We start from the raw sequence: 25,622 nt of genomic DNA on the forward strand, positions 1-25,622 counted from the left end.
TCTTTGGTTCTTACGTTGCCTTATAACGATCGTTTTCTTGATTAATACATACTTCTACCTGATTTTGTTGGTACAACTTCTTGAATTGCATCCCAATGTTCCACAATCTTGCCTGCTTCAAAACGGAAGAAGTCCATTGTCACGTATTCTTTATTATCTGGTGCTCCCCATGTTTGATGCGTATGGAGTGACACTAAATCTTCTTCGCCAACAATGCGTAAAAATTCAATTTGCTTATCTGGACAATACGCGTGCATTTCTTCAAAATAGTCGATAAATCCTTGTTTGCCATCTTCTACAGCAGGATTATGTTGAAAGTAATTGTCCCCAACATATTTTTCAATGGCCAAGCGTGGATTGCCTAAATATGCTGTCTCATAAAAATTTTTAGCTGTTTCTTTATTTTTCTCAATACTCATGTTTCAGATGCTCCTTATCCTTTTATTTCGATACTTTCAATCGTTTGATGATGACGATTTCTAAAGTTAATAATGCCTTTGTTACCATCATATTGAATTTCTGCATACGTTTCTTCAATATTGCTACGAGATTGTGAAATACTGCCGGGGTTGATGACGTGTACACCGTTTATGTTCTCGTAACGTGCAACGTGTGTATGCCCGTATAATGCAAATTGTGCACGGTGTTGTCGTGCTTGATCTGCTAGTCTTTCTCTTGAACCATTCACACCGAAAAGATGACCGTGCGTTAAAAATAAGCGTACGTTATCAAAGGTTACACGGTCTGTTTCTGGGAATTCCGGATAAAAGTCCATGTTGCCTTTGACACGACGATACAAGCTTAACTCGGTATCATCATATTTGAATTCTGAATCACCGAGATGAAAAAAGCCGTCTGCATCTTGATGTTGTTCATAAATATCATATAGAATACCTGTTTCTGAGTGATTGTCACTCACTGCTATCCATTTTTTCATGCTTACTCATCACCTTGAATAAATGCTTGTAATTGATCGATTGCGCGACGTCGATGGCTGATTTTCGCTTTTTCTTCGGCTGTCAACTGTGCCATTGTTTTATTTTTATCAGGTACATAAAAAACTGGATCATAGCCAAAGCCATTTTCACCGTTGCGTTGTAAGGTAATTTCGCCATCAACTGTCCCTTTAAACGTATGTGTTTCGCCTTCAGCTGTTGTCATGCTAATAACACATACAAAACGTGCATCGCGCGCTTGAATTCCTTCTAATTTCTCTAATAGTTTATCGATATTGGCATCATCACTCTTTGCTTCGCCGGCATAGCGCGCTGAGTAAATACCTGGTTCGCCATTCAATGCTGCAACTTCCAATCCACTATCATCCGCAATCACTGTTTTGCCAAGCGCTTTGGCTGCTGCTTCTGACTTTAGACGTGCATTTTCTTCAAATGTTGTCCCTGTTTCTTCAACATCAAAATCCGCAATCAATTCGTTAATTCCGATAACTTTATCATACACGAAAATTGTTTTAAAATCATTTATTTTTCCTTTATTAGATGATGCGATTACAATTTCTGCCATCGTCCATCCCTCCTATGTTAATGAAATTTGTCGAACATCTACATCGAGTTTCAACCATTCTTTAATAATATATGTCATATGTGTCACGTCGCCGTTCGCAAAGAAACGATGCTGTGGTGCTGGATTGTAATGCGCATGTTCGTGACTGAATGTTAACAACGCGCTGACTTCTCGTGCGGTTTCTAGCCCTGAAGAAATGACTGTTTTACGCTTTCCAAAGTAATCATAAATCGGTTGATACAACAATGGATAATGCGTGCAACCTAAAATAACCGTATCCGCTTCAAATTGACGCCAACTTTTTAATGTTTGATGTATAACGATATTTGTAATCGTTGGATCTTTATATTTCATTTCTTCCACTAATGGCACAAAGCCCGGACATGCGACACCGCGTACTTCTACATGTGGATTGATACGATTGATTTGATGACGATAGGCTTCTGACTTAATCGTTCCTTCCGTTCCAAGCACGAGGACTTTTTGGTTGTTTGTCGTCATGATTGCTGTACGTGCTCCCGGTTCTATAACACCGATAACGGGTATTTTCAATTGTTTTTGCAGTGGCTCCAATGCGACTGCTGTTGCGGTGTTACAAGCAATGACAAGCATTTTGATGTTGTATTGTGAGAGATATTCAGCCATTTGAATCGTGAAATCTCTGACTTGATCTGCACTTCTTGGGCCATATGGGCACCGTCCCACATCTCCCAAATAATAAATGGTTTCGTTCGGAAGCTGCCGCATTATTTCTTTAGCGACCGTCAGTCCACCTACGCCCGAATCCATGACGCCAATTGGTCTTTCCATGGCTTTCAACCTCTTCTCTGTATTTCTTAAAGACCATTTTAACATTGATGTTTGTCCTACGCTAGAAAGTGCTATTTTGCGAGCGGGACAGAAAGCTCAATCGAATATGATTTATGATGTGCTTCAATATGTCCCAATTACTTGTGTAAATCCAAAAAAATAAGACCGGAACAACAATGTGCTCCAGCCTTACTGTTATATTTATTAGTCCACTAAATGGTCAGAACCGAAGAATGATTTGAACATGTGGAATGATGTTTCTCTATTTAATGCTGCGATTGATGTTGTCAATGGAATACCTTTTGGACAAGCTTGTACACAGTTTTGTGAGTTACCACATGCTTGTAAACCGCCCATATCCATTAATGCGTTCAAACGCTCATCTTTCGTCATAGAACCTGTTGGGTGTAAGTTGAACAAACGTACTTGTGAAATAGCTTGCGCACCAACGAAGCTGTTGTTGCGTGTAACGTTTGGACATACTTCTAAACATACACCACACGTCATACATTTAGATAATTCATAAGCTGTTTGACGTTTTTTCTCTGGCATACGTGGTCCAGGTCCTAAGTCATACGTACCATCAATTGGTACCCATGCTTTCATACGTTTCAAGTTGTCGAACATACGTGTACGGTCAACTTGTAAGTCACGAATGACTGGGAATGTGTTCATTGGTTCAAGTCGGATCGGTTGTTCCAGTTGATCAACGATTGCCGAACATGATTGACGTGCACGACCATTGATAACCATTGAACAAGCACCACATACTTCTTCCAAACAGTTCATATCCCAAGTAACTGGTGTTGTTTTTTCCCCTTTATCATTATACGGGTTACGTTGAATTTCCATCAAACAAGCGATAATGTTCATGTTATCACGATAAGGAATGACGAATTTTTCTTCGTACGGTTGTGAATTTTCATCTTTTTGACGTTTGATAATCAACGTTACCGTTCTATTTGAATTTTGGTTGGGTTGTTGTGTTGTCACTTGCTCTTTTGTGCTAGTCATTATTTTTTACCCCCTTTTGACTTACTTGTGTAGTCACGTTTACGAGGTGGAATTAAGCTAACATCAACAGGCTTATACGTAAAGGCTGGTTTTTCATGCGGACCTTGGTATTGTGCCAATGTATGCTTCAACCACTCTTCATCGTTACGCTCTGGGAATTCTGGTTTGTAGTGTGCACCACGAGATTCGTTACGGTTATATGCACCGATTGTGATAACACGTGCCAACACAAGCATGTTCCATAATTGACGTGTGAAGAACACCGCTTGGTTACTCCATTGTGATGTATCTTCCATGTCAATATCTTCATAACGTTTCATCAACTCGACAATTTTCTTGTCAGTTTCTAATAAACGCTTGTTATCACGTACAACCGTTACGTTGGCTGTCATGATTTCACCAAGTTCACGGTGAAGTTTGTACGCATTTTCTGAGCCTTTCATATTTAAAAGCTTTTCAAAACGCGCTTGTTCTTCATCTACGCGTTGTTGATACATCTTATCATCCATATCAACATAAGACTTTTCAACGTTCTTCACGTATTTTACAGCGTTCGGTCCTGCTACCGTACCACCGTAAATTGCTGATAACAATGAGTTCGCACCAAGACGGTTACCACCGTGTTGTGAGAAGTCACACTCACCAGCTGCGAATAGACCGTCGATATTTGTCATTTGATCGTAGTCTACATATAAACCACCCATTGAGTAGTGAACGGCTGGGAAGATCTTCATTGGTACTTTACGTGGATCATCACCCGTAAACTTCTCATAAATTTCGATAATACCGCCAAGCTTAACATCAAGCTCATGTGGATCTTTATGTGATAAGTCAAGGTATACCATGTTCTCACCATTGATACCTAACTTTTGGTTTACACAGACGTCAAAGATTTCACGCGTCGCGATGTCACGTGGCACTAAGTTACCGTAATCCGGATATTTTTCCTCTAAGAAATACCACGGTTTACCGTCTTTATATGTCCAAATACGTCCACCTTCACCACGTGCTGATTCAGACATTAAACGTAACTTGTCATCACCAGGAATCGCTGTTGGGTGAATTTGGATAAACTCACCGTTCGCATATTGTACACCTTGTTGGTATACGATAGAAGCTGCTGAACCTGTGTTGATCATTGAGTTCGTTGTTTTACCGAAGATGATACCAGGACCACCTGTTGCCATGATTACCGCATCTGAACCAAATGCTTTGATTTCAGATGTTGTAATGTTTTGAGCAACGATACCGCGTGCTGCGTTGTCATCATCTTTAACAACACCTAGGAATTCCCAGCCCTCATATTTTGTCACAAGTCCGTCCACTTCAAAACTACGCACTTGCTCATCTAATGCGTACAACAATTGTTGCCCAGTTGTTGCACCAGCAAATGCTGTTCTATGATGAAGTGTACCGCCAAAACGACGGAAATCTAATAAACCTTCACTCGTTCTATTAAACATAACACCCATACGATCAAGTAAATGGATAATCTTAGGTGCTGCTTCAGTCATCTTTTGAACAGGTGGTTGGTCAGCCAAGAAGTCGCCACCATATACTGTGTCATCGAAATGAATCCATGGTGAGTCGCCTTCACCTTTTGTGTTGACTGCTCCGTTGATACCGCCTTGCGCACAAACTGAGTGAGAGCGTTTAACTGGAACGATTGAGAACAAGTCAACATGTACACCTTGTTCCGCTGCTTTAATTGTTGACATGAGACCTGCTAGTCCACCACCGACAACAATAATTTTATTCTCTGCCATAAAATAGTCACTCCCCTGAAATGATTAAACCGCTTATAAGAACGCTAAGATCGCACTTACACCGATGTATGATACTACTAAGAAAATCACTAATGATACCCATGTAAAAATACGTTGTGACTTTGCTGATTGTAAAATACCCCAAGTCACTAAGAATGACCATAAGCCATTCGCAAAGTGAAATACGACTGCTACGATACATACGATATAGAAAACTAACCAAAGTGGGTTTGTCACAATATCGTGAATCATATCGAAGTTCACTTCATGCCCCATAAGCTTCTGAATACGTGTTTGCCACATGTGCACCATTACGAAAATAAACGTTAATAACCCAGATAAACGTTGGAATAAGAACATCCAGTTACGCATATATGAATAATGGCCAATGTTGTGGCTCGCTGTGAATGCGATATGCACACCGTACACCGCGTGATACAAGATTGGAATGTAAATCATAATGATCTCCAAGGCGTACAAAAACGGTAACGAGTCCATAAAGCCTGCCGCTTTGTTAAATGCCTCTACCCCCTGAGTTGCTTGGTGGTTCACCATTAAATGTACTAATAAGAAAGCACCTAATGGCACAACACCGAGTAACGAGTGTAGACGTCTAAGGTAGAATTGGTTCTTTGATTGTGTCAAAGGAAGTCCCCCCTGCGATACTATTAATTTTTTTGATTTCTTTTCCCGGCGAATGCCCTTGCCTTTAGAAAACGTTTGCATCAACGTATAAAAAAAAGAAATCAATTCACTATTATTGTAACACTAAATGTGACAAATTTGGGTATGAGAATGATTCTCATACCAAATTTATCATGATGTCGATTTTAAGGCGTTATAGACATTCGTAGCCGCCTGTTTCGGTAGGCCTGCCGCTTGTAATTCTTCAACAGTTGCGTCACGCATTTTCTTAATAGATCCAAATTTTCTTAGCAAGTTGGCTTTACGTTTTGGACCAACACCTTCTATATTATCAAGAACAGATTGCATACCTGTTTTGCGACGTGTTTGACGATGGAATGTAATCGCAAAACGATGCACTTCATCTTGAATGCGTTGTAATAAATAGAATGCTTGACTATTCTTTTTCAATGGAATGATTTCAGCTTCTTGTCCGTACAACAATTCTGCAGTTTGGTGCTTATCATTTTTCGCTAAGCCGGCAACAGGAATATCTAAGCCTAACTCGTTTTCCAAAACGTCCATGACACCATTCATATGCCCTTTCCCACCATCAACAATAATCAAGTCTGGCAATGGCAAGCCTTCATTTAAGACACGTGTATAACGACGACGCACGACTTCTCGCATCGTCTTATAGTCATCGGGACCTTCTACTGTTTTCACTTTGAATTTGCGATACCCTTTTTTATCCGGTCTTCCGTCGACAAATGTCACCATGGCAGAAACCGGGTCTACCCCTTGAATATTCGAGTTGTCAAAGGCTTCAATGCGAATTGGCGTTTGAATATTCATCGCCTCACCGAGTTCTTCAATCGCATTAATCGTTCGCGACTCATCTCGTGCGATTAATTCAAATTTATTTTCCAATGCAATACGCGCATTTTTGTTCGCTAAGTCAACGAGTTGTTTTTTCTGTCCACGTTGCGGTGTTAAGATTGTGGTATCGACGACGGAGTGAATCATCTCCGTATCCAATCCTTTTGGAACGTGAACTTCTTTTGGTAAGAAATGCTGATTTACTTGATAAAATTGCCCGATAAATGTATAAAACTCTTCTTCAGGTGTTTGTTGTAACGGAAACATTGTCGCTTCACGCTCAATGAGATTCCCTTGACGTACAAAGAACACTTGAATACACATCCAACCTTTATCGACGCTGTAGCCAAATACATCGCGTATCGTTTGATCAGTTGAAATGACTTTTTGTTTGTTCGTTAAGTTTTTAATATGTTGAATCAAATCACGATACTCTTTCGCTTGCTCAAAGGCCATCTGTTCGCTCGCTTCTTGCATGCGCGTTTCCAAATGATGCAAAATCGTCTTGTCTTCGCCATTTAAAAAGTCGGAAATCTCACGTGACATACGTTCATATTCTTCGTTGGCAACTGGATACACACATGGACCGAGACACTGCCCAATATGATAGTACAGACATAAACGATTCGGCATATGATCACATTTGCGGAAAGGATAGATGCGGTCCAATAACTTTTTCGTTTCAACCGCCGAGTAAGCATTCGGATAAGGACCAAAATACTTCCCGCTTCCTTTGCGTACCGTACGCGTCACAATCAACTTCGGATGACGTTCTTTCGTAATTTTAATAAAGGGATACGTTTTGCCGTCTTTTAATAAAATATTATATCGTGGTTGGTATTTTTTAATTAAATTCAATTCAAGCAATAACGATTCTGTTTCACTCGACGTTACAATATATTCAAAATCGACAATTTCTTTGACGAGTCGTGTTGTTTTCGTATCGTGTGTCCCCGTAAAATACGAACGCACACGATTTCTCAGTCGCTTTGCTTTTCCGACGTAAATGACTTGATTTTGACGATCTTTCATCAAGTAACAGCCGGGATCTGTGGGCAATACACTTAACTTCTTCTTAATATTCGCTTTCACATCTTCCAATCGTTCTCACCTTCTTTACAAAAACCTATTCTGTTCATACGCTTTTATCTCATTATTAGATAGTGCTATTTAAAGTATGATTTTAAAATTATGCGTATGAAAAGCCTACCCGCAATAAATACGAATAGGCTTCATGAGTGTACTTACGTGTTCACTTTATGCATTAACACGCTTCATGCTGACATCTTATAAATGTTTATCTAAAACTTGCGCTAAGTTTTCTTTTGGTTGGAATCCAACAACTTTGTCTACTGGTTCACCGTCTTTGAATACGATTAATGTTGGAATACTCATTACTTCAAATTTTGCAGCTGTTGCTTGGTTTTGGTCTACATCTAATTTTAAGATGTCTGCTTTACCATCGTAGTCTGCTGCTAAGTCTTCTAATACTGGCGCAATCATTTTACATGGTCCACACCAAGTTGCCCAGAAATCTACTAATTTAACACCTTCATTGATTTGTTGATCAAAGTTTGCATCTGTTGCTTCAATAATAGCCATAAGTTATAGCCTCCTCGTTATTAATGATGAACAAATTATAACAAATAGGTTCATCCCTTTCACTTTTAATGCTCATTAGCGTAATGTCGCGACTGTAACGCCAAAGCCACCTTCACTTGGCATACCCGTGCGGAAGTCCGCCACACTTTTATGACGCTTGAGGTGTTGTGTCACCCCTTTTTGTAATGCACCGGTTCCTTTACCATGAATAATATAGACGTCTTCATAGTTACTCAATACCGCTTGATCCAAGTATTGATCGAGTGCTACCATTGCTTCATCATAGCGGTAACCTCGTAAGTCTAACTCCATTTTGACTGTTGAACGGTTTGTACGTGTGACCATTTTGCTCGGCTGTTGTTTGGTCTTTTCTTTCTTTTCTAAGTCTTTCAATGGCAATTTCATTTTAATAATACCCATTTGTACGACGGCTTCATCGTCATCAAGCAGTTCTAAAACTTCGCCTTTTTGACCGTAAGACAGCACTTTAACTTCATCGCCTGCTTTAATTTCATCCCAACGTTGTTTCTTCACATCTTGTTTAATCGACTTCGCTTCATATTGACTTTCAAGTTGTTTCTTTTTGTCGATTAATTCATGTTCTTTCACTTCTGCACCTTTTTGATCACGCATTTGGCGTAATGACTTCACAATATCATCTGCTTCTTGCGTTGCAGCAATCACATGTTGGTTCGCTTTTTCTTTCGCTTCTTCCATCAAACGACTTTCAAAGTTTTGATACTTCTCATATTGTTGTGTTAAATCACGATGAATCGTTTCCGCTTCACGTACGAGTCTTTCTAATTCAATACGCTGATCATCGACACGTTTCGCATTATGTTCTAATGAAGCAATCATCTCATTAATTTCTTGTTCATCTTGACCAATCATCGTTTTCGCATGGTTAATAATTTTCAAACCAAGACCTAAACGCTTGGAAATATCAAAAGCATTTGAACGTCCCGGTACGCCCATTAATAATTTATATGTTGGACTTAACGTATCGACATCAAACTCAACGCTCGCATTCATAACACCTTCACGATTGTAGCTATACGCTTTTAGCTCTGGATAGTGTGTCGTTGCCATCACTAATGCCCCGAGTGAATGCACATGGTCCAAAATACTCATTGCCAATGCTGCACCTTCACTTGGGTCTGTCCCAGCACCTAACTCATCAAATAAAATCAGGCTGTTCGCATTCGCTTCTTCTAAAATGCTCACAATTGTCTTCATATGAGAGGAGAATGTTGATAACGATTGCTCAATTGACTGTTCGTCACCAATATCACAGAAAACATTGTCAAATACACTTAATTGGCTACCGTCTAATGTTGGAATAAGCAAGCCCGACTGTGCCATAACAATAATCAAACCAAGCGTTTTTAACGTCACTGTTTTACCACCTGTATTCGGCCCAGTAATAATGACTGTTTGAATATTTTCTTCAAATTCAATCGTATTTGCGACAACTGTTTCTCGATCTAATAACGGGTGGAATGCTTTCGGTAAATACACTTTGCGTGTTTCTGAAAATGTCGGCTTTGTCCCTTTAATTTTCGCTGCATAACGTGCTTTAGCGATTAAAAAGTCTAAATGTCCCATAATCTCTTCAGCAATTAAGCACCCGTCGCCATATTCTGCAACTTCAGCAGTTAACGCCATTAAAATACGATTCATTTCAGTCGCTTCTTCACTTCTTAAACGACTTACTTGGTTGTTTAATTCGACGACTGAAGACGGCTCAATATACAAGGTTTGACCCGATGCAGACTGATCGTGCACAATCCCGTTAAAATCTTGGCGATACTCTGCTTTAACTGGAATAACGTGGCGTTCATTACGCACTGTAACCAATGTATCAGATAATTTCTTTTGATTACCCGTTGACTTTACAATACGATCGAGTTGCGCTTTCACACGTTGATTCGTCTTAGAAATACGGCTACGAATCGCTTGTAATTCTGTACTTGCGGAATCAAATAAATCATGTGTATCACATGTTTGATGAATGGATTGATACAATGGCGTTAACACGGGTAATCTTTGCATTTGTGCATCCAAAATATCGTAATGTACGCCTTCTTCATCTTCAACAAGTTGATTGTAAAATGTTTTAAATTGATTTTGCACTTGTATGAGTCGTTTAATCGCATTCAATTCTTGAACATTTAATGTGCCGCCGATTTGTGCACGTTTGATATATGTTGCAACAGCTGATAAACCACTCAAACTTGGTATGCGATACTGATTATAAATTTGTGCAATTTCATCTATTTCATCCATTTGCCAAGTCACTGTTTCAAAATCAGTTGCCGGTGTAAGTTGTTGCACCTTTGTGCGTCCCAAATCACTGACAACTTCTTGTGCAAGGCTCTCTTTAACTTTATCGAACTCTAATATCTCTAAAGTTTTTGCTTTCATTAAAAACCCCTCAATTTCTATTTAAGTTGCTTTGGTTGTGTAATAAATGTTTTAAACGCTTCTCGTGACATTGCATTTAAAACGTGTTCCTTTTTCACCCATCCTTTTTGTGCTGTTGCGACACCATATTTCATAAAGTCGAGGTGATCAACATGATGGGCGTCTGTATTAATTGTGACCATTAAATCTGGATTTTGGCGCAATACATCTGCACTCAAATCCAGTCGTTTAGGATTGGCATTAATTTCTAAAACCGTGCCTGTTTCACGACATAATTTGATTAATTGGTCCATATTTGGTTCATACCCTTTACGCTTACCGATAATTCTACCTGTTGGGTGCGCAATATGTCGAACATATGGATTGCGGCATGCTTGTTCCAATCGGTGCATGATTTCCGCTTCACTTTGATTAAAGCTTTGATGAATCGCCGCAATCACATAATCCAGTTGCGCTAATACGTCATCATCATAGTCTAAGGAACCGTCTGGTAAAATATCCATTTCAATGCCTGAATAAATATCAATTTCATCATATTCTGCGTTAAGCGCATGAATTTCGTCACGTTGTTTCAATAAACGCTCGACAGATAAGCCGTTTGCGACGCGTAAGCTTTGCGAGTGGTCGGTAATACACATATAGTCATACCCTTTGGCGATGTTTGCTTCAACCATTTCACGTAAGCTGAACGCCCCATCACTTGCTGTTGTATGCATATGAATGTCTCCACGCATATCTTCTAAAGTGACGATTGATGACAAGTCTTTATCAAACTCGGAACCGTCTTCACGCATACTCGGTGCAATCCATGGCGTATTAAAATGCGCATAAATCGCCACTTCACTGTCCAACTGTAAAAGTGAGCCATCTGGTTGTTCAATACCGTATTCACTCACTTTTTCGCCTTTATCTTTCGCCAGTTGACGAATGCGAATATTGTGGTCTTTTGAACCGGTGAAGTGTTGTAATGTATGGTAGAAAGCTGCCGGTTCAATCATACGAAAATCAACGCCAATTGTTTCATCATCATATGCCAATGTGAGTGATACTTTTGTCTCGCCGACTGCCACTTTTTCAACTAATTGCGGGATTTCCAGTAGTTGTGCTTGTACTTTCAACGGTGCTTCAGTGCTAATAATGTAGTCTAAGTCTTTACTCATTTCTTTCATTCGACGAAAACTACCCGCTACTTCAAAACGTTGAATTTCAGGAATTTGCGTTAAATAATCATCAATCAGCTGATTCAAACCAATCATTTGATCAATTGGATAACGCTCTTTTTTGGCACCCAGTGCTTTGACTTCAGTTAAATATTTCTCTTCCGTCTTTTTACCGAAACCACTAAGAGCCGATACTTGCCCTGCTTCACATGCCGCTTGGAACGATGCTTTATCTGTAATGTTCAATTCTTTATATAAACGTGCGATACACTTACTGCCTAATCCGGGAATTTTCAATAACGGGATTAAGCCACTTGGTACTTCCGCTTTTAATGAGTCTAGCACTGGTGACGTTTGTGTAGCAATGTACGTATTAATCACTTCTCCTACACCTTTACCGATGTTTTTCAGTGTTGTCACATCGTCAATTTCATCCAGTGTACGATCATCCGTTTCTAAACTTTGCGCTGCTTTGCGATACGCGGACACTTTAAAAGCATTTTCCCCTTTTAATTCCATATATGTCGCAATTTCTTCTAGTAAACGTATTATATCTTTTTTCGTTAACATCTCATCACCTCATTAAAAAGTGGGACAGAAACCTTATGAATGAAAAGATTTCGTTGTCCCACATCGGCTGCACTCACTGAAGTACAAATCTCACTTCAATCCGTACATGCCATTCTCCATATTTTTACATTATTCATTACAGTCATACATTATCCGGTATGCTGTCACCTACTACAAGCTCAATGTCATCTCAGAAAGTAACGGTACTTTTAATACGAACCATTGCCCCACCGACGACTTCGCAACATGTGTTTGCAGTTGTGGATCTGGTATTAAAACCGCTACATGACTTACTAAATGTATGACAACGATCGCAGACACAATACTTAAAGCTGCACCTAATATGCGCGTCATAACGCCACGTTGCCTTGAAATTAGAAATGGCGCAAAGCTACCTAACACCAAATACATCATCGTTTTGACTATGAGTACTATCAGTATAAAGCCACACAAACGATCAAAACGCAATTCTGGTTGATTTAGCACCAAGACATAATGCGTATCATATGCTAGCGTTTTTGGAAACGGTAAAAACAATCGTAAATAGTCACTGAACGGTTCATAATATTGCTTAGCCATCCACAATCCTAAAATGGTGCTAGCAAGATGTAATAAACTCGAAAGTAACCCGCGATGAAAACCTACCAACATAAATACGAGTGTGACAACGCTAGCGCATACTACAAACATACTAGTTGCCTCGATGTTTTAAGCGTTGTATTTCTTCTCTTAATCGTGCATTTTCTTCTTCTAATAATACCAATTCGTGCATGACATTCACAGCTGTCAAGACAGATTTACGCACTGAGTCCAGCCCTGCATTACGGCTACCAAGCTCTCGAATTTTCGTATCTACTAGATCTGCAACATAGCGAATGTGTTCTGGATCATCTTCGCCAACAATCGTATAGTGCTGATCATTTATCGTAACATTGATTCGGTTTTTGAACTCACCCATCTACATTCACCTAGCCTATTGTCAATAAATTTATATATCATGATACATTATACACGACTTCATATATTTTGTGTATGATTCACGCAACAGTTCATTTATTTTGATAAAATATGATACTATTTGAAAGTACATAATGAGAAAGCGGTGAAATAAATGTCAAATCTTGTCATGACGTTATCAAAGGAAGAAATACTTCAAATACGTGCAAATTTCAAAGCCGATCGTCGAAGTTTACCACCGGGCATGATATTTCGCACCAAACATCAAGGCGTGACAATCAGTATTTACAAGTCAGGAAAAGTCATGTTTCAAGGTGCCAACAACGAAGAAGTCGCAGAACAAATCGTCGGCAGAAAGGCATCTGCATCAAAAACATCGAGTTCAAAAACACAACCCTCAACTATCAACTATAATACGTATAACTGTATCGGTAGTGATGAAGCCGGCAGTGGCGACTACTTTGGACCGTTAACCGTCTGTGCATGCTATGTCTCAAAAGAAAATATTGAGGTTCTCAAAACATTAGGTGTTGATGACTCTAAAAAATTAACAGATACAAAAATTGTTGAATTGGCGGAACAACTCGTTACGTTCCTTCCCCACTCATTACTTGTGTTGGATAACCCAAAATACAACGAACGCAAAGCATTAAACTGGTCACAAGTGAAAATGAAAGCTGTACTACATAACGAATGTATTAAAAACGTACTACAAAAAATTGATACGGCAACACTTGATTACATTGTTATTGATCAATTTACACCGAGGCCTACATATGAGCGTTATGCGCTGGGCGACGTGCCTTTAAAAAACAAAACGTGTTATGAAACGAAAGGCGAATCAAAATCATTAGCGATTGCTGCAGCCAGTATTATCTCCCGCTATGCGTTCGTAAAACATATGGATGCATTGTCAAAAAGTTACGGGACAACCATCTTAAAAGGGGCTGGGCCTAAAGTTGATGTTGCAGCAGCCAAACTCATCGCTAAACACGGTATTGAAACGGTTGATAACATTACGAAAAAAGACTTTAAAAACCGAGATAAAGCTTTGAAGATTTTGAAACAGAAGTATCAATAAAATAACGACGCAGCGAAATTTTAGTTTGACTTTCGTTGCGTTGTTTTAATTATTATATTTTCTATTAGGTCTATTGATAATCCGATCAATGTAAGAATCTCCTTTATATTCATTTTTAAACGAGATTCATTTCCTTTCTCTTTTCGGCTACATATGATTTCAAGTTAACAACATCTTGTACTGTTGGTTCGTAACCTTCTATCATAGACGAACCAATCACATACCAAACAGCATCAAAATCTGCAAAGCTATCAAACGGCACGCCTAAAATTGTTAATTTTTCTTTATTGACATCAAGGTTCATAACAACACCTCTTAAATCAGACTTTACTTATTATACTATATATTTAATATGACCTATAAGTCACTATCTCTTATGACTTAGGAAAGGACTCCCTTCCAATCAAATATCCCACCAGTGATAGCTATATATTATTCTTTAGATACTATGATTTGATAAAAGAGTTTAAAAACAGCAACGAAATTTTATGTTTGAAAATCGTTACATTATATTAACAGAGCTATTAAACAGCATAGCATACTTCATCAAAATTGAATTCAAATATCTTTATAAATATAATTACAACCAAAGTGTAAATATGGTAATATAATACCAGAGCGAGTTGGATAGATGGTGGCTATCTGAGTATAAGGAGGTGGTGCCTATGATTGGCATGACTGAAATCTTTAGAAAGGAGACGCCTTTATGATATCTATTGTAGATGTGCTAAGGTTGATGATAGACTTCGGTACTTTTATCGTTGTTTTTCTCGGTCTAGTCATCTCAATGATTAAAATAGACAGAAAAAAATAACCTTCCAACTTTAGCTGATGTAAGGTTATTTTAATAATCTTTAAGGCTACCGTCTTTTTAACGGGCTCTGAGAGGCATGTACCAGCATGTCTCTCTTTTTATTTAATATAACATAATAACTAAATCCATTCAACATCTACTGCACAAAGCTGCTTCTTTATATCATATACAAGCCGCAATTTTAAAAACACAGTATGTCATCAAAATAAACTATATTCTAAAATGCTAAAGCGTACTACAGAACTTACTACCTTCGAACAAACTCTGTAGTACGCCTTGCATAAAATAGACAGAAAAAAATAACCATTCCCAATTTTTGACTCAGTAGGTGAAATGGTTATTATTATTTACTAAAAAGTCACCGTCTTTTTAACGGGCTCTGAGAGGCATGTACCAGCATGTCTCTCTTTTTATTTAATATAACATAATAACTAAATCTATTCAATATCTACTGCACAAAGCTGCTTCTTTATATCATATACAAGCCGCAATTTTAAAAACACAGTATGTCATCAAAATAAACTATATTCTAAAATGCTAAAGCGTACTACAGAACTTGCTACCTTCGAACAAACTCTGTAGTACACCTTGCATAAAATAGACAGAAAAAAATAACCATCTCAACTTTGACGAGTCTGATGGTTATATTTGTATAGATATTATTTACTAAAAAGTCATCGTCTTTTTAACGGACTCTGAGAAACATGCTCCAACATATTTCTCTTTTTATTTAATATACCATAATAACTAAATTCAAACGATATCAAAAAGCCCGTCTAACTAAAACCTCCTTTGAAGTGTCTGTTAGACGGGTTATTTTCATACGTTATCTTATCCTCTAAGTGTCGCACCTTGGGCTTCAAGTGCTGATAAGATTGCGTTGTGTACTTCTGTAACCTGTTCTTCTGTTAATGTTTGTTCTGGATCAAGATATGCTAAACGGATGGCAACAGATTTTTTGCCTGGTTCCATATGTTCGCCTTCATAGACATCAAATACGGTTGCGTCTTGTAACAACTTGCCACCGTGTTCATGAATCGTTGCGACTAGTTGTGCTGCTTGTACTTCTGTATCTACAACGAGTGCAATATCACGTGTCACGCCTGGGAAACGTGGAATTGGTTGATAGTTGATGTAACCTACTGCTTGTTGCATTAACTGATCATAGTTCAATTCAAAGACATAAGTGCGTCCTAAATCATATGCTTTCGCAACGCTTGGATGTAATTCACCAATGAAACCAATGCGTTCGCCATTTAGTACAACATATGCTGTACGTCCAGGGTGTAAGCCATCAACGTTACCCGCTTCATAATCGAACGTTAACGCTAATTTGTCTGCCACACGGTCAACAATACCTTTTACAAGATAGAAATCAACGTCTTCTTTCTTACCTTGCCATGCGTTTGCGACGTATTCGCCTGTCATAATACCGCTCAAGTATTCAACTTCGTCTGGCATTGCACTATCTGCTTTACCGAAGAAAACATTACCAATTTCATAAAGTGCAATATCGTTATTTTTACGTGCCACATTATATTGTGTCGCGTCAATTAAATGTGGAATTAAGCTTTGACGTAACGTTGCATAGCTTTCACTCATTGGCATCAATAATGAAATCGTGTCACGTTGTGTTGTTGTAAATGCTGTTGCGCGTGCTTTATCAACAAGTGAATATGTGATGGCTTGTGATAAACCAGCACCTTCTAACGTTTGGCGTACGATACGTGTTTTACTTTGACGGTCTGTTAGCGCACCACTTGTTACCTCTTCAAACACTGGTAACGATGATGGAATGTTGTCATAACCGTATAGGCGTGCCACTTCTTCAATTAAATCCGCTTCAATCGTAATATCACGACGACGTGACGGAACACGAACTGTTAACGATGTACCATTCTCACGTGTTTCAAAGCCTAATTGTTCAAAAATAGCAACGATATCTGCTTGTGATAAATCAAAACCGATTGTACGGTTAATTCGGTCTACTGTAATATCAATCTCAGTAACCAATTCACCTAAATCACCACTTGCAACACGACCTGCCAATGTTTCACCAGATGCGAGTGTTTCAAGTAAGTAACATGCGCGGTCTACTGCTTCGTCCACAAATTCTGTCGCAATGCCTTTTTCAAAACGGCTTGATGCTTCACTGCGCAAGTTTAAACGACGTGATGTGTGACGAATGGATGCTGAATCGAATATCGCGCCTTCAATGATGACGTTTTGCGTACGATCTGTGACTTCTGAAAAGTCGCCACCCATAACACCTGCTAAAGCAATAGGTGCTTGTCCATTTGTTATCACGATGTCTGTGTCCAGTAATTCACGTTCTTGGTCATCCAATGTCGTCATTTTTTCATTAGCGTTTGCTTGGCGTACAACAATTTCATTTGAGCCGATTTGATCTTGGTCAAACATATGCAATGGTTGACCGTATTCTAATAAGATATAGTTAGAAATATCAACAACATTGTTAATTGGACGCATGCCGGCTTTCATTAATCGCGCTTGCATCCATTCAGGTGATGGTCCAATTTTGACATTTTTAACAACACGTGCACTGTAATAAGGGACTTTTTCTTCATTTTCAACCGCCACTTTTAATACGTCACTCGCTTGTGTTGCTTGTTCTGTTGGTGTTGCTGTCGGACGTTGCACTGGTAAGTTATATAACGCGCCTACTTCATACGCAGTACCAATCATACTTAATGCGTCCGCACGGTTTGGTGTTAAATCGAATGACATCAATTGATCTTCTAAGTACAATGCTTGTAATGCGTTCGTACCCGGTTCAACAGCTGATGCAAAATTATAAATACCTGCTTCATACGCTTTTGGAACAACATTACTTGATAAACCAATTTCTTGTAATGAACAAATCATACCTTCTGATACTTGTCCACGCAATTTAGCACGTTTAATTTTAATACCACCCGGCAAACGTCCGCCTACTTTGGCAACGATGACTGTTTGACCTTCGTCGACATTAGGGGCACCACAGACGATTTGTACAGGGGCTTCTTCGCCAATATTCACTTGGCAAATGTTTAATTTATCCGCATCTGGATGTTTTTCAATGCTTTCGACATAACCAACAACGAGGTTTTTAATCCCTTCTGTTAAGTCAATGACTTCATCCACTTCAATACCTATGCGTGTAATTTTCTCTGCTAATGCGTCGATTGGCGCATCAATTGCGACATAATCTTGTAACCATTCTTTAGAAATTAACATGTTGTTTCACCTCGATCTTCTACACCTTTAAATTGATTTAAAAATCTCACGTCGTTCGTATAGAAATGACGAATATCTTCAATACCGTATTTCAACATAGCGATACGGTCAGGACCCATACCAAATGCAAAACCTGAATATTTCTTAGAATCAAAACCAGCCATTTCTAACACATTTGGATGTACCATGCCGGCACCAAGAATTTCAATCCAACCGGTTTGCTTACATACGTTACAGCCTTTACCTTTACATTTGAAACATGATACGTCGACTTCAACAGATGGTTCTGTAAATGGGAAATAACTTGGGCGCAAACGAATTTCACGATCTGCACCGAAAAGTGATTTCGCTAACAGTTCAAGCGTCCCTTTCAAGTCACTCATTTTAATATTCTCATCAACGACAAGTCCTTCAATTTGTGTAAATTGATGACTGTGCGTCGCATCGTCAGAGTCACGACGGTAAACTTTACCCGGACAAATAATTTTCACAGGGCCTTTACCATTGCGTTTCTCCATTGTTCTTGCTTGCACAGGTGACGTGTGCGTACGCATTAAAATGTCTTCTGTAATATAGAAACTATCTTGCATATCACGTGCAGGATGTGATTTTGGTAAATTTAATGCTTCAAAGTTGTAGTAGTCTTGTTCGACTTCGTACCCCGTCACGATTTCATAACCAAGCCCTAAAAATAGATCTTCAATTTCTTCAATTGTTCTTGTTAAAGGATGTTTTGCCCCATTCGCCACTTTGCGTCCTGGTAACGTCACATCAATAGATTCTTGTGCCAATTGTGCGTTCAATGCTTCCTCAGTTAATGTCACTTGACGTGTTTCAATCGCCGTCTCAATCGCTTGTCGCACTTCGTTCACTTGTTGACCGTACGCTGGCTTTTCTTCCTTTGGCAAGTCTTTCATATGTTTCATCAAGCCTGTCACAAGCCCTTTTTTACCTAAATATTGCACTTTAACCGCTTGTAACGCTTGTGCATCTTGTGCCTGTTCAATGGCGTCTAATGCGTCTTGTTTAATTGTTGTCATCTCATCTGTTTGCACCATTACAATGCCTCCTTATATCTCGTCATTACATGTCACTGCTACGAAAAAAGACTCCGCCCCTGAAATATGGGACGAAGCCTTGCCGTGGTACCACCCAGTTTTATGCACAAAATCATGCATACACTCTGAAGATATGTTGATAACGGATCATAACACCCGACTTAAATCTCTTTAAGTAGCCAAAAAGGTGAACAAAACTATGTAAGTCGAGGATGACTCTCAGTCACGTTCATCCTTCCCTGCACGAACTTCGATAATAGTTTACGCCTTTTTATAAGCACATGTTTAATTATTAACAAATCTATTATATACATCTCAAATATACGGGTCAACCTTTTAAATGAAACATCAAAATACCAGCAGCAATCGCAACATTTAAACTTTCCGCACGACCATAAATAGGAATTGTGACATTTTGTGTTGTCGCTGCAAGTAAGGCGTCTGACATGCCTTGCCCTTCATTGCCTAACACAAGTGCAAAGCTTTGTTGTTTTGATGGAATATCGTGATATGAGACTGCGTTTTCTAATGCTGTTCCATATACAGGACCTGCAAAATCTCTAACGTATGCTTCTATATCTTCAACTTCAATCGTTGGAATATGAAATACACTACCTTGGCTCGCACGTAACACTTTTTCTTGATAAACGTCAGCCGTCCCTTTTGCGAGTACGACTAAATCAAGCCCTGCTGCATCAGCTGTACGCAATAACGTCCCTAGATTGCCCGGGTCTTGGATACGGTCTAAAATTAAAACTTGTTGTGCATTGTCTACAGAAACAGTATCTTTTTGGATAACCGCAAAAATACCTTGTGGTGTGACTGTTCCTGATAAAGCTTCTGCCACTTTTTGATTAATGACATAACATGCTTGTGCGGCATTTTGTAACTTTTCAGGTACACGTGACGGTTCAATCATAAATAATTGCTCAACCGTCACACCACTTTCAACCGCTTCTTCAATTAAATGAAATCCTTCAATAATCGCACGCTGTTGTTTATCACGTTCTTTTTTCTTTTTTAGCTTATTGTAATTTTTAACTTTTGCATTCTGAATTGATGTAATTTCTTCCATAACTAACCTCTTTTAATTATTCTTCGTGCTTTCATTGTAACATGAACCATTCGTGTTCAGTAGTAACCACCTTGATAAACAACAAAAGACCCAAAGTCAACATGCGAACATGTATCCTTTGAGCCTTTTATATAAAACAGCTATTCAAATATCGAAAAGTGTTATCTATTATTTAGAAACGACTTCTTCGCCTTTGTAAGAACCGCAGCTTGGGCATACGCGGTGAGCTAATTTTAATTCACCACAGCTTGGGCATTCTTGCATACCTGGTACTGCTAATTTAAAGTGTGTACGACGTTTGTTTTTTCTTGTTTTAGAAGTTCTTCTTTTTGGTACTGCCATGATTAATCCTCCCTTTTATTCGATTCCTTACGACGCATTGCAACTAAAGCTTAGTGTGCGTTATCATTCTCATCGTATAATTGTTGTAATTTTTGAAGCCTCGGATCGACTTGCACCTTTGATTCATCTTGAGATGGGTCATTATCCAAATCATCTTCGTCAATAACTTCCCAACCTCGGCCACCAGTCAGCATCTCATCACTGTCCTCAGCAACGACACGCATTGGTTTTTCAAGCATGACAATCTCTTCGGCAATACTGCGCAAATCAATCATGCCATCTGTAACAAGATGATAATGTTCATCGTCCTCATCTTCGTACAAACCATCTAAATCAAACACTTCTGTTGTCGTTGTATCGAATGGCACTTCAACAGGGACAAGCGTCCGAGCACATGGCATCGTATAAGACCCACGCAAGCGCATATCTGCTACAACTTCTGTCGATCTAACGTTCAATTCGCCATCAACCTGTACTTCTGACAAGTTAATAATATCTAATTGACGCGCCAAATCATTAAATTCAACGGTTTGATTAAATTTAAAAGGTTGTCCTTGGTATTTTCTCAATTGTGTTATTGACCATTTCATATGGCTTCACCTCTAACAAGCACAAAATTTATTTTAACTTTTGCTAGGCAAGTTGTCAAGATTTTTTCTTAACATGTTAAGTTTTGGTACAATACTCATAATGATATATGAAAGGACAGAATGCAAATGAAAAGCGTTGCCTTGATTACCGAATATAATCCTTTTCATAACGGGCATCTTTACCATGCGCAAATGGCACAACAAATGACAGAAGCCGATGTAACGATCGCGATCATGAGTGGCAATTTTGTAATGCGTGGTATGCCTGCGATGTTCAATAAGTTTCAACGTGCGCAAATGGCGCTTGCAGGCGTCGATTTAGTCGTTGAACTCCCAGTCATTGGTGCACTTTCTTCAAGCGACTATTTCGCAAAAATGGGTGTCCGCATGGCTGACTATCTTGCTGCTGACGCTTTATGTTTTGGTAGCGAATCTGGGGATATAAAAGCGTTACAACATATAGCGACACAATTACTAAGTTACGAAACAACGCCCGCCTTTCATCAAGCGATTAAACAAGGCAAATCTTATGCACGTATCGTCTCGGAGTATTTAGATGACACATTAATGCGTTCTCCTAACAATATTTTAGGGATTGCGTATCTCAAACAGTTACAAGCATTGAACAGCAACATTCATCCTTATACACTTCAACGTCAACATACTGAGCACCATCAACAAGACTTGAACCACGAATCATATGCGAGTGGCTCTGCGATTCGTCAAGCTTTGCACAACCATGACACACGTTGGCAGAGTATGGTGCCTAAAGAAAACATCACACTTTTTAACCATCCTTTTGATGACGAAAAGCGTCTGTTTGATTTTTTACGTTTGACAGTCGCACAACATGATGTGCACTCACTACGCAACATTTACACAATGTCTGAAGGATTTGAGTATCGTTTGATGAAATGTATGCAAACAGCAACATCCTATACAGATTTAATGCAACAATTAAAAACGAAGCGCTATACGTACACACATATTCAACGAGTGCTGATGAACGTTCTGCTTAATATACCACACAGTGATGTCAGCGACACGATACAAGCCGCACGCGTGCTTGCCATGTCATCTCAAGGACAAGCGTATTTGAAATGGCTTAAACAAACTGCACCAGATCAACAAATTATTACGAACGTCAATCAAAAAAATGCGTCTCTTATTAAAAACGAGATTAAAGCGACACGTATTTATAATGTATTAACTAAGCAAACACAAAATGACTTTAATACGCCTGTTATTAAACGATAAAAATAGTGAGAAGTGATACACAATGCCATCACTTCTCACTATTTTTATTTATCCGTTGACGTGTTGAATTTTTCAAGCAATGCAGCCTCAACATGTTTTGGGACAAATTCTGAAATATTCGCATCGTATTGCGCCACTTCTTTCACGATGCTGGAACTTAAAAATGAATTTTCTGGTGAACTCATCATATAAAGTGTCTCAACACGACTGTTCAATTTTTTGTTCATAGATGTCAGTCTCAACTCATATTCAAAGTCACTGACCGCGCGCAAACCACGTATGATTGTCGTTGCACCAATTTTGTCACAAAAATCAACGAGTAATCCGTTAAAAGAATGAACGTGCACATTCGGTAAGTGTGCCACAGATGCTTTAATCATCTCAATGCGTTCATTTACTGTAAACGTCCCGGTTTTCTTCGTATTACGCAAAACACAGACGTGCAATTCGTCAAATCGATCTGAACTTCTTTCAATAATATCAATATGGCCATTTGTGATGGGGTCAAAACTCCCAGGGATGACCGCTTTTGTATTAACCATGACTTTCCCCTTTTCGTAAGATGCATGTATCAGTCAGGCCATAGTGATAACGTTTCACTTCTTCAAAAGGTGCCGTTTGAATGACTTCACGATGGCTAAACTCACAAACGATGATACCATTATTTTTTAATAAATCAAAGGCATGAATTTGTTCGAGCGCTTTATCAATCAGCCCTTTGTCGTACGGCGGATCTAGAAAAATAACGTCGAACTGCACCTCACGTTTACTCAATGCTTTCAAGGCACGGTCTGCATTATTTCGATAAACTTCAGATTGTGCATCTAAGCCTAGACGATTTAAATTGTTATGAATAACTTTAACAGCGCGACTATTTTGATCAACAAAAATGACTTTGTCCATCCCTCTCGATAACGCCTCGATACCTAGGCTTCCACTGCCGGCAAATAAATCTAAGCCTACGCCCTCGATATGTTGTAAACTGTTAAAGATACCTTCTTTTACTTTGTCCATCGTCGGACGTGTGTTACGCCCTTCTAATGTTTCCAAAGCTTTACTCTTATGCTTGCCTGCAATGACACGCATCCTCTGACACTTCCAATCTCATTTTATTTTTACTATACTTTAGGATAAGGAGGTCACACCATGCAACAATCTTTTATCGTATTAGGCAATGGCTTAACTGACTTGTATGAATTCCAAGCATTGATCGACTACAATCACGAACGTATTGATCGCATTGTATTTTTTCATACACCGAAATCAAAACATCAACGCTCATCGGTTGCAATCATTATGAAACCAACACCGAATCGTAAGTTTCAAGCGATTTATATGATGCTCGATGCCATGAAATATCCTTATCCTGATGGCAACAAAAAATATACAATGATTCAATCTTTTGCAGCACCTTATCATATCGAAATGGTAGGCATAGATGTCCATGCACCTGATGATTACCCTGAAAGAGACTTATACTTTAATTACTTAAAAAGCGTACTCAGACTCCAACGCTGGATACCACCGCTCGAATGATTAATACGTTGTTTCATGTTTTTCTTTATCATAAACTTTTTTTAAATATTTATAAGGTGAGCCACTAATTTGCGTAACATATTTTAATTTGCTCAATTTGTCTACAATGTCATCTACACGATCTGCATTGACATACATGTATACATATTTGTGTTGCTTGTTACTGTAAACAATGTGGCCATATTTACGAATATGTCGTTCGTGCTTCATATTTTTTAAATAAATAATGAGTTTTTCTCGTTGTACGATTTCCAACTTTTTCACCTCGCACTCTACCTCATATCGTACCATGAGTTGAAGTATTGAGAAAAGCAATAATATCGTGTTACTTTACATTTTAGGGAGAGGATTTTATGACGAAAACACGCCGAATTCTTACGGGTTCTATGATTGGTATCGCAAGCTTAGTGAGCGGTGCACTTTATTTAACGAACAAAACCAAAACTATTCAAAAACGAGATATCAAACCGTTTTTCCAACATACCTCGCCATACGTCTTTAGTCATCGTGGCGGCATGCAAGAACGTCCAGAATCGACAGCGCTTGCGTTTGATCATTCAGCTGCAATGGGATTGACTGGATTTGAAACGGACATTCGCCTGACAAAAGATGAACAAGTGATTGTCTTTCACGATGCAACAGTAGATCGTACAACGAACGGTTCTGGTTATGTTGCGAACCATACGTTAGCTGAGCTACAACAACTTGATGCTGGCTATCGCTTTACCGATATTAATGGGCATAAACCCTATCAAAATCATCCAAAAGCCAAAATTATGACAATGGATGCATTATTACAAAATTATCCTGATCAACTTGTGAATATTGATATTAAAGATCATCCAGATAGTTACGAAGGGCATATTGCCCCAGCACGACTTTACGAAGTGATTAAACGAAACAACGCTGAATCTCGCGTGCTTGTGACAAGTTTCTACAAAGAACAAATTGCTCGTTTCAATGTACTTAATCATGGCGACATTGCAATTGGCGCAAGTCAAGCAGAAGTGACAGAAGGCATTTTAAAATGTTACAGCGGTCTTGGGCATTTGTATCAAGGCAAAGCGGATACATTCCAGATGCCAACGGTTCATAAAGGGCTTGTGTTGACACAACGTAAACTTATTGCATGGCTGAACGCTCAAAACATTGCGCCCGGTTTTTATGGCGTCAATAATGTTGATCAAATGGTAGACCTGGCAAATCTAGGCGTGCATACACTCGTAACAGATCGTCCAACTATCGGTAAACAGTTTTTAAGTTTTTATCAAAAATAACTTTATCAATTCAAAAAATGGCGTAGTC

General features: G+C 38.9%; 27 protein-coding genes. 5 read left to right on the forward strand and 22 right to left on the reverse strand.

All coding sequences use genetic code 11. The annotated features are described in order from the left end of the window. Positions 1–41: 41 nt before the first annotated feature. The 13 genes from TP70_RS04665 to zapA form a co-directional block, all read right to left on the reverse strand. Positions 42–419 carry a nuclear transport factor 2 family protein gene (locus tag TP70_RS04665; protein WP_044359806.1) on the reverse strand — a complete coding sequence of 126 codons (378 nt, stop codon included), beginning with the start codon at positions 417–419 and terminating at the stop codon, positions 42–44. A 14-nt stretch (positions 420–433) separates the two neighbouring features. Then, positions 434–937 (reverse strand): YfcE family phosphodiesterase, encoded by a 504-nt coding sequence (locus tag TP70_RS04670; RefSeq protein ID WP_044359808.1) that lies wholly within the window; start codon positions 935–937, stop codon positions 434–436. 2 nt (positions 938–939) lie between these two features. After that, positions 940–1,521 carry an XTP/dITP diphosphatase gene (locus TP70_RS04675; RefSeq protein WP_044359810.1) on the reverse strand — a complete coding sequence of 194 codons (582 nt, stop codon included), beginning with the start codon at positions 1,519–1,521 and terminating at the stop codon, positions 940–942. Between the two features lie 12 nt (positions 1,522–1,533). After that, positions 1,534–2,331, reverse strand: a complete 798-nt coding sequence (gene racE / locus TP70_RS04680; RefSeq protein ID WP_044359811.1) for a glutamate racemase — start codon at positions 2,329–2,331, stop codon at positions 1,534–1,536. Between the two features lie 204 nt (positions 2,332–2,535). Next, on the reverse strand, positions 2,536–3,345 hold the full coding sequence (gene sdhB, locus TP70_RS04685; RefSeq protein ID WP_044359812.1) for a succinate dehydrogenase iron-sulfur subunit: 810 nt from the start codon (positions 3,343–3,345) through the stop codon (positions 2,536–2,538). Continuing rightward, positions 3,345–5,111 carry a succinate dehydrogenase flavoprotein subunit gene (gene sdhA / locus TP70_RS04690; RefSeq protein WP_044359813.1) on the reverse strand — a complete coding sequence of 589 codons (1,767 nt, stop codon included), beginning with the start codon at positions 5,109–5,111 and terminating at the stop codon, positions 3,345–3,347. The genes sdhB and sdhA overlap by 1 nt, the downstream gene beginning before the upstream one ends. Positions 5,112–5,144: 33 nt before the next feature. Continuing rightward, entirely contained in the window at positions 5,145–5,756 is a 612-nt protein-coding gene (locus TP70_RS04695; protein ID WP_044359814.1) for a succinate dehydrogenase cytochrome b558 subunit, read from the reverse strand. Positions 5,757–5,927: 171 nt separating this feature from the next. Then, the gene (uvrC, locus tag TP70_RS04700; protein WP_044359815.1) at positions 5,928–7,715 is read right to left on the reverse strand and encodes an excinuclease ABC subunit UvrC; all 1,788 of its coding nucleotides are present in this window, start codon (positions 7,713–7,715) and stop codon (positions 5,928–5,930) included. A gap of 186 nt (positions 7,716–7,901) precedes the next feature. Next, positions 7,902–8,216 (reverse strand): thioredoxin, encoded by a 315-nt coding sequence (gene trxA / locus TP70_RS04705; protein WP_044359816.1) that lies wholly within the window; start codon positions 8,214–8,216, stop codon positions 7,902–7,904. A 75-nt stretch (positions 8,217–8,291) separates the two neighbouring features. Continuing rightward, positions 8,292–10,640: an endonuclease MutS2 gene (locus tag TP70_RS04710; RefSeq protein ID WP_044359817.1), complete on the reverse strand. Its 2,349-nt coding sequence runs from the start codon at positions 10,638–10,640 to the stop codon at positions 8,292–8,294. Positions 10,641–10,657: 17 nt separating this feature from the next. Continuing rightward, positions 10,658–12,370, reverse strand: coding sequence for a DNA polymerase/3'-5' exonuclease PolX (gene polX, locus TP70_RS04715; protein ID WP_044359818.1), 1,713 nt, complete (start codon positions 12,368–12,370; stop codon positions 10,658–10,660). Between the two features lie 171 nt (positions 12,371–12,541). After that, positions 12,542–13,060: a CvpA family protein gene (locus TP70_RS04720; protein WP_044359819.1), complete on the reverse strand. Its 519-nt coding sequence runs from the start codon at positions 13,058–13,060 to the stop codon at positions 12,542–12,544. 1 nt (position 13,061) lies between these two features. After that, a complete protein-coding gene (gene zapA, locus TP70_RS04725) occupies positions 13,062–13,328 on the reverse strand; it encodes a cell division protein ZapA (RefSeq protein ID WP_044359820.1) in 267 nt (88 codons plus the stop codon). Positions 13,329–13,481: 153 nt separating this feature from the next. On the opposite strand from zapA, the gene rnhC reads away from it, so the two are divergent. Beyond that, positions 13,482–14,408 (forward strand): ribonuclease HIII, encoded by a 927-nt coding sequence (gene rnhC, locus TP70_RS04730; RefSeq protein WP_044359821.1) that lies wholly within the window; start codon positions 13,482–13,484, stop codon positions 14,406–14,408. A gap of 115 nt (positions 14,409–14,523) precedes the next feature. Here rnhC and TP70_RS04735 read toward each other — a convergent pair whose 3' ends face one another. Further along, positions 14,524–14,712, reverse strand: coding sequence for a hypothetical protein (locus TP70_RS04735; protein WP_044359822.1), 189 nt, complete (start codon positions 14,710–14,712; stop codon positions 14,524–14,526). 402 nt (positions 14,713–15,114) lie between these two features. Between TP70_RS04735 and TP70_RS12700 the strand changes: the two genes are divergently transcribed. After that, the gene (locus tag TP70_RS12700) at positions 15,115–15,222 is read left to right on the forward strand and encodes a putative holin-like toxin (protein ID WP_240626976.1); all 108 of its coding nucleotides are present in this window, start codon (positions 15,115–15,117) and stop codon (positions 15,220–15,222) included. 831 nt (positions 15,223–16,053) lie between these two features. Here TP70_RS12700 and pheT read toward each other — a convergent pair. From pheT to TP70_RS04760, 5 genes are all read right to left on the reverse strand, one after another. Then, positions 16,054–18,459, reverse strand: coding sequence for a phenylalanine--tRNA ligase subunit beta (gene pheT / locus TP70_RS04740; protein WP_044359823.1), 2,406 nt, complete (start codon positions 18,457–18,459; stop codon positions 16,054–16,056). Continuing rightward, entirely contained in the window at positions 18,453–19,517 is a 1,065-nt protein-coding gene (pheS, locus tag TP70_RS04745; protein ID WP_044359824.1) for a phenylalanine--tRNA ligase subunit alpha, read from the reverse strand. The genes pheT and pheS overlap by 7 nt, the downstream gene beginning before the upstream one ends. 328 nt (positions 19,518–19,845) lie before the next feature. Then, positions 19,846–20,592: a TrmH family RNA methyltransferase gene (locus TP70_RS04750; protein ID WP_044359825.1), complete on the reverse strand. Its 747-nt coding sequence runs from the start codon at positions 20,590–20,592 to the stop codon at positions 19,846–19,848. A 168-nt stretch (positions 20,593–20,760) separates the two neighbouring features. Continuing rightward, positions 20,761–20,934: a 50S ribosomal protein L32 gene (gene rpmF / locus TP70_RS04755; protein ID WP_044359826.1), complete on the reverse strand. Its 174-nt coding sequence runs from the start codon at positions 20,932–20,934 to the stop codon at positions 20,761–20,763. A 50-nt stretch (positions 20,935–20,984) separates the two neighbouring features. Next, on the reverse strand, positions 20,985–21,524 hold the full coding sequence (locus TP70_RS04760) for a YceD family protein (protein ID WP_044359827.1): 540 nt from the start codon (positions 21,522–21,524) through the stop codon (positions 20,985–20,987). A 126-nt stretch (positions 21,525–21,650) separates the two neighbouring features. Between TP70_RS04760 and TP70_RS04765 the strand changes: the two genes are divergently transcribed. Continuing rightward, positions 21,651–22,781, forward strand: a complete 1,131-nt coding sequence (locus TP70_RS04765) for a nucleotidyltransferase (RefSeq protein ID WP_044359828.1) — start codon at positions 21,651–21,653, stop codon at positions 22,779–22,781. 44 nt (positions 22,782–22,825) lie between these two features. Here the strand turns inward: TP70_RS04765 and coaD are convergent, their stop codons facing one another. Both coaD and rsmD read right to left on the reverse strand, forming a co-directional pair. Continuing rightward, complete coding sequence (gene coaD / locus TP70_RS04770) at positions 22,826–23,323, reverse strand: pantetheine-phosphate adenylyltransferase (protein WP_044359829.1); 498 nt, start codon at positions 23,321–23,323, stop codon at positions 22,826–22,828. After that, positions 23,316–23,867, reverse strand: coding sequence for a 16S rRNA (guanine(966)-N(2))-methyltransferase RsmD (gene rsmD / locus TP70_RS04775; protein ID WP_044359830.1), 552 nt, complete (start codon positions 23,865–23,867; stop codon positions 23,316–23,318). Before rsmD ends, coaD begins: the two co-directional genes overlap by 8 nt. A 60-nt stretch (positions 23,868–23,927) precedes the next feature. Between rsmD and TP70_RS04780 the strand changes: the two genes are divergently transcribed. Beyond that, the gene (locus tag TP70_RS04780; protein ID WP_044359831.1) at positions 23,928–24,317 is read left to right on the forward strand and encodes a DUF7147 family protein; all 390 of its coding nucleotides are present in this window, start codon (positions 23,928–23,930) and stop codon (positions 24,315–24,317) included. On the opposite strand, the gene TP70_RS04785 is transcribed toward TP70_RS04780, so the two are convergent. Then, a complete protein-coding gene (locus tag TP70_RS04785; RefSeq protein WP_044359854.1) occupies positions 24,318–24,572 on the reverse strand; it encodes a DUF2129 domain-containing protein in 255 nt (84 codons plus the stop codon). It lies immediately after the preceding gene. 98 nt (positions 24,573–24,670) lie between these two features. Between TP70_RS04785 and TP70_RS04790 the strand changes: the two genes are divergently transcribed. After that, positions 24,671–25,594, forward strand: coding sequence for a glycerophosphodiester phosphodiesterase (locus TP70_RS04790; RefSeq protein ID WP_044359832.1), 924 nt, complete (start codon positions 24,671–24,673; stop codon positions 25,592–25,594). Positions 25,595–25,622: the final 28 nt, after the last annotated feature.

It is taken from the genome of Staphylococcus microti, from assembly GCF_000934465.1.
Taxonomy (GTDB): Bacteria; Bacillota; Bacilli; order Staphylococcales; family Staphylococcaceae; genus Staphylococcus; species Staphylococcus microti.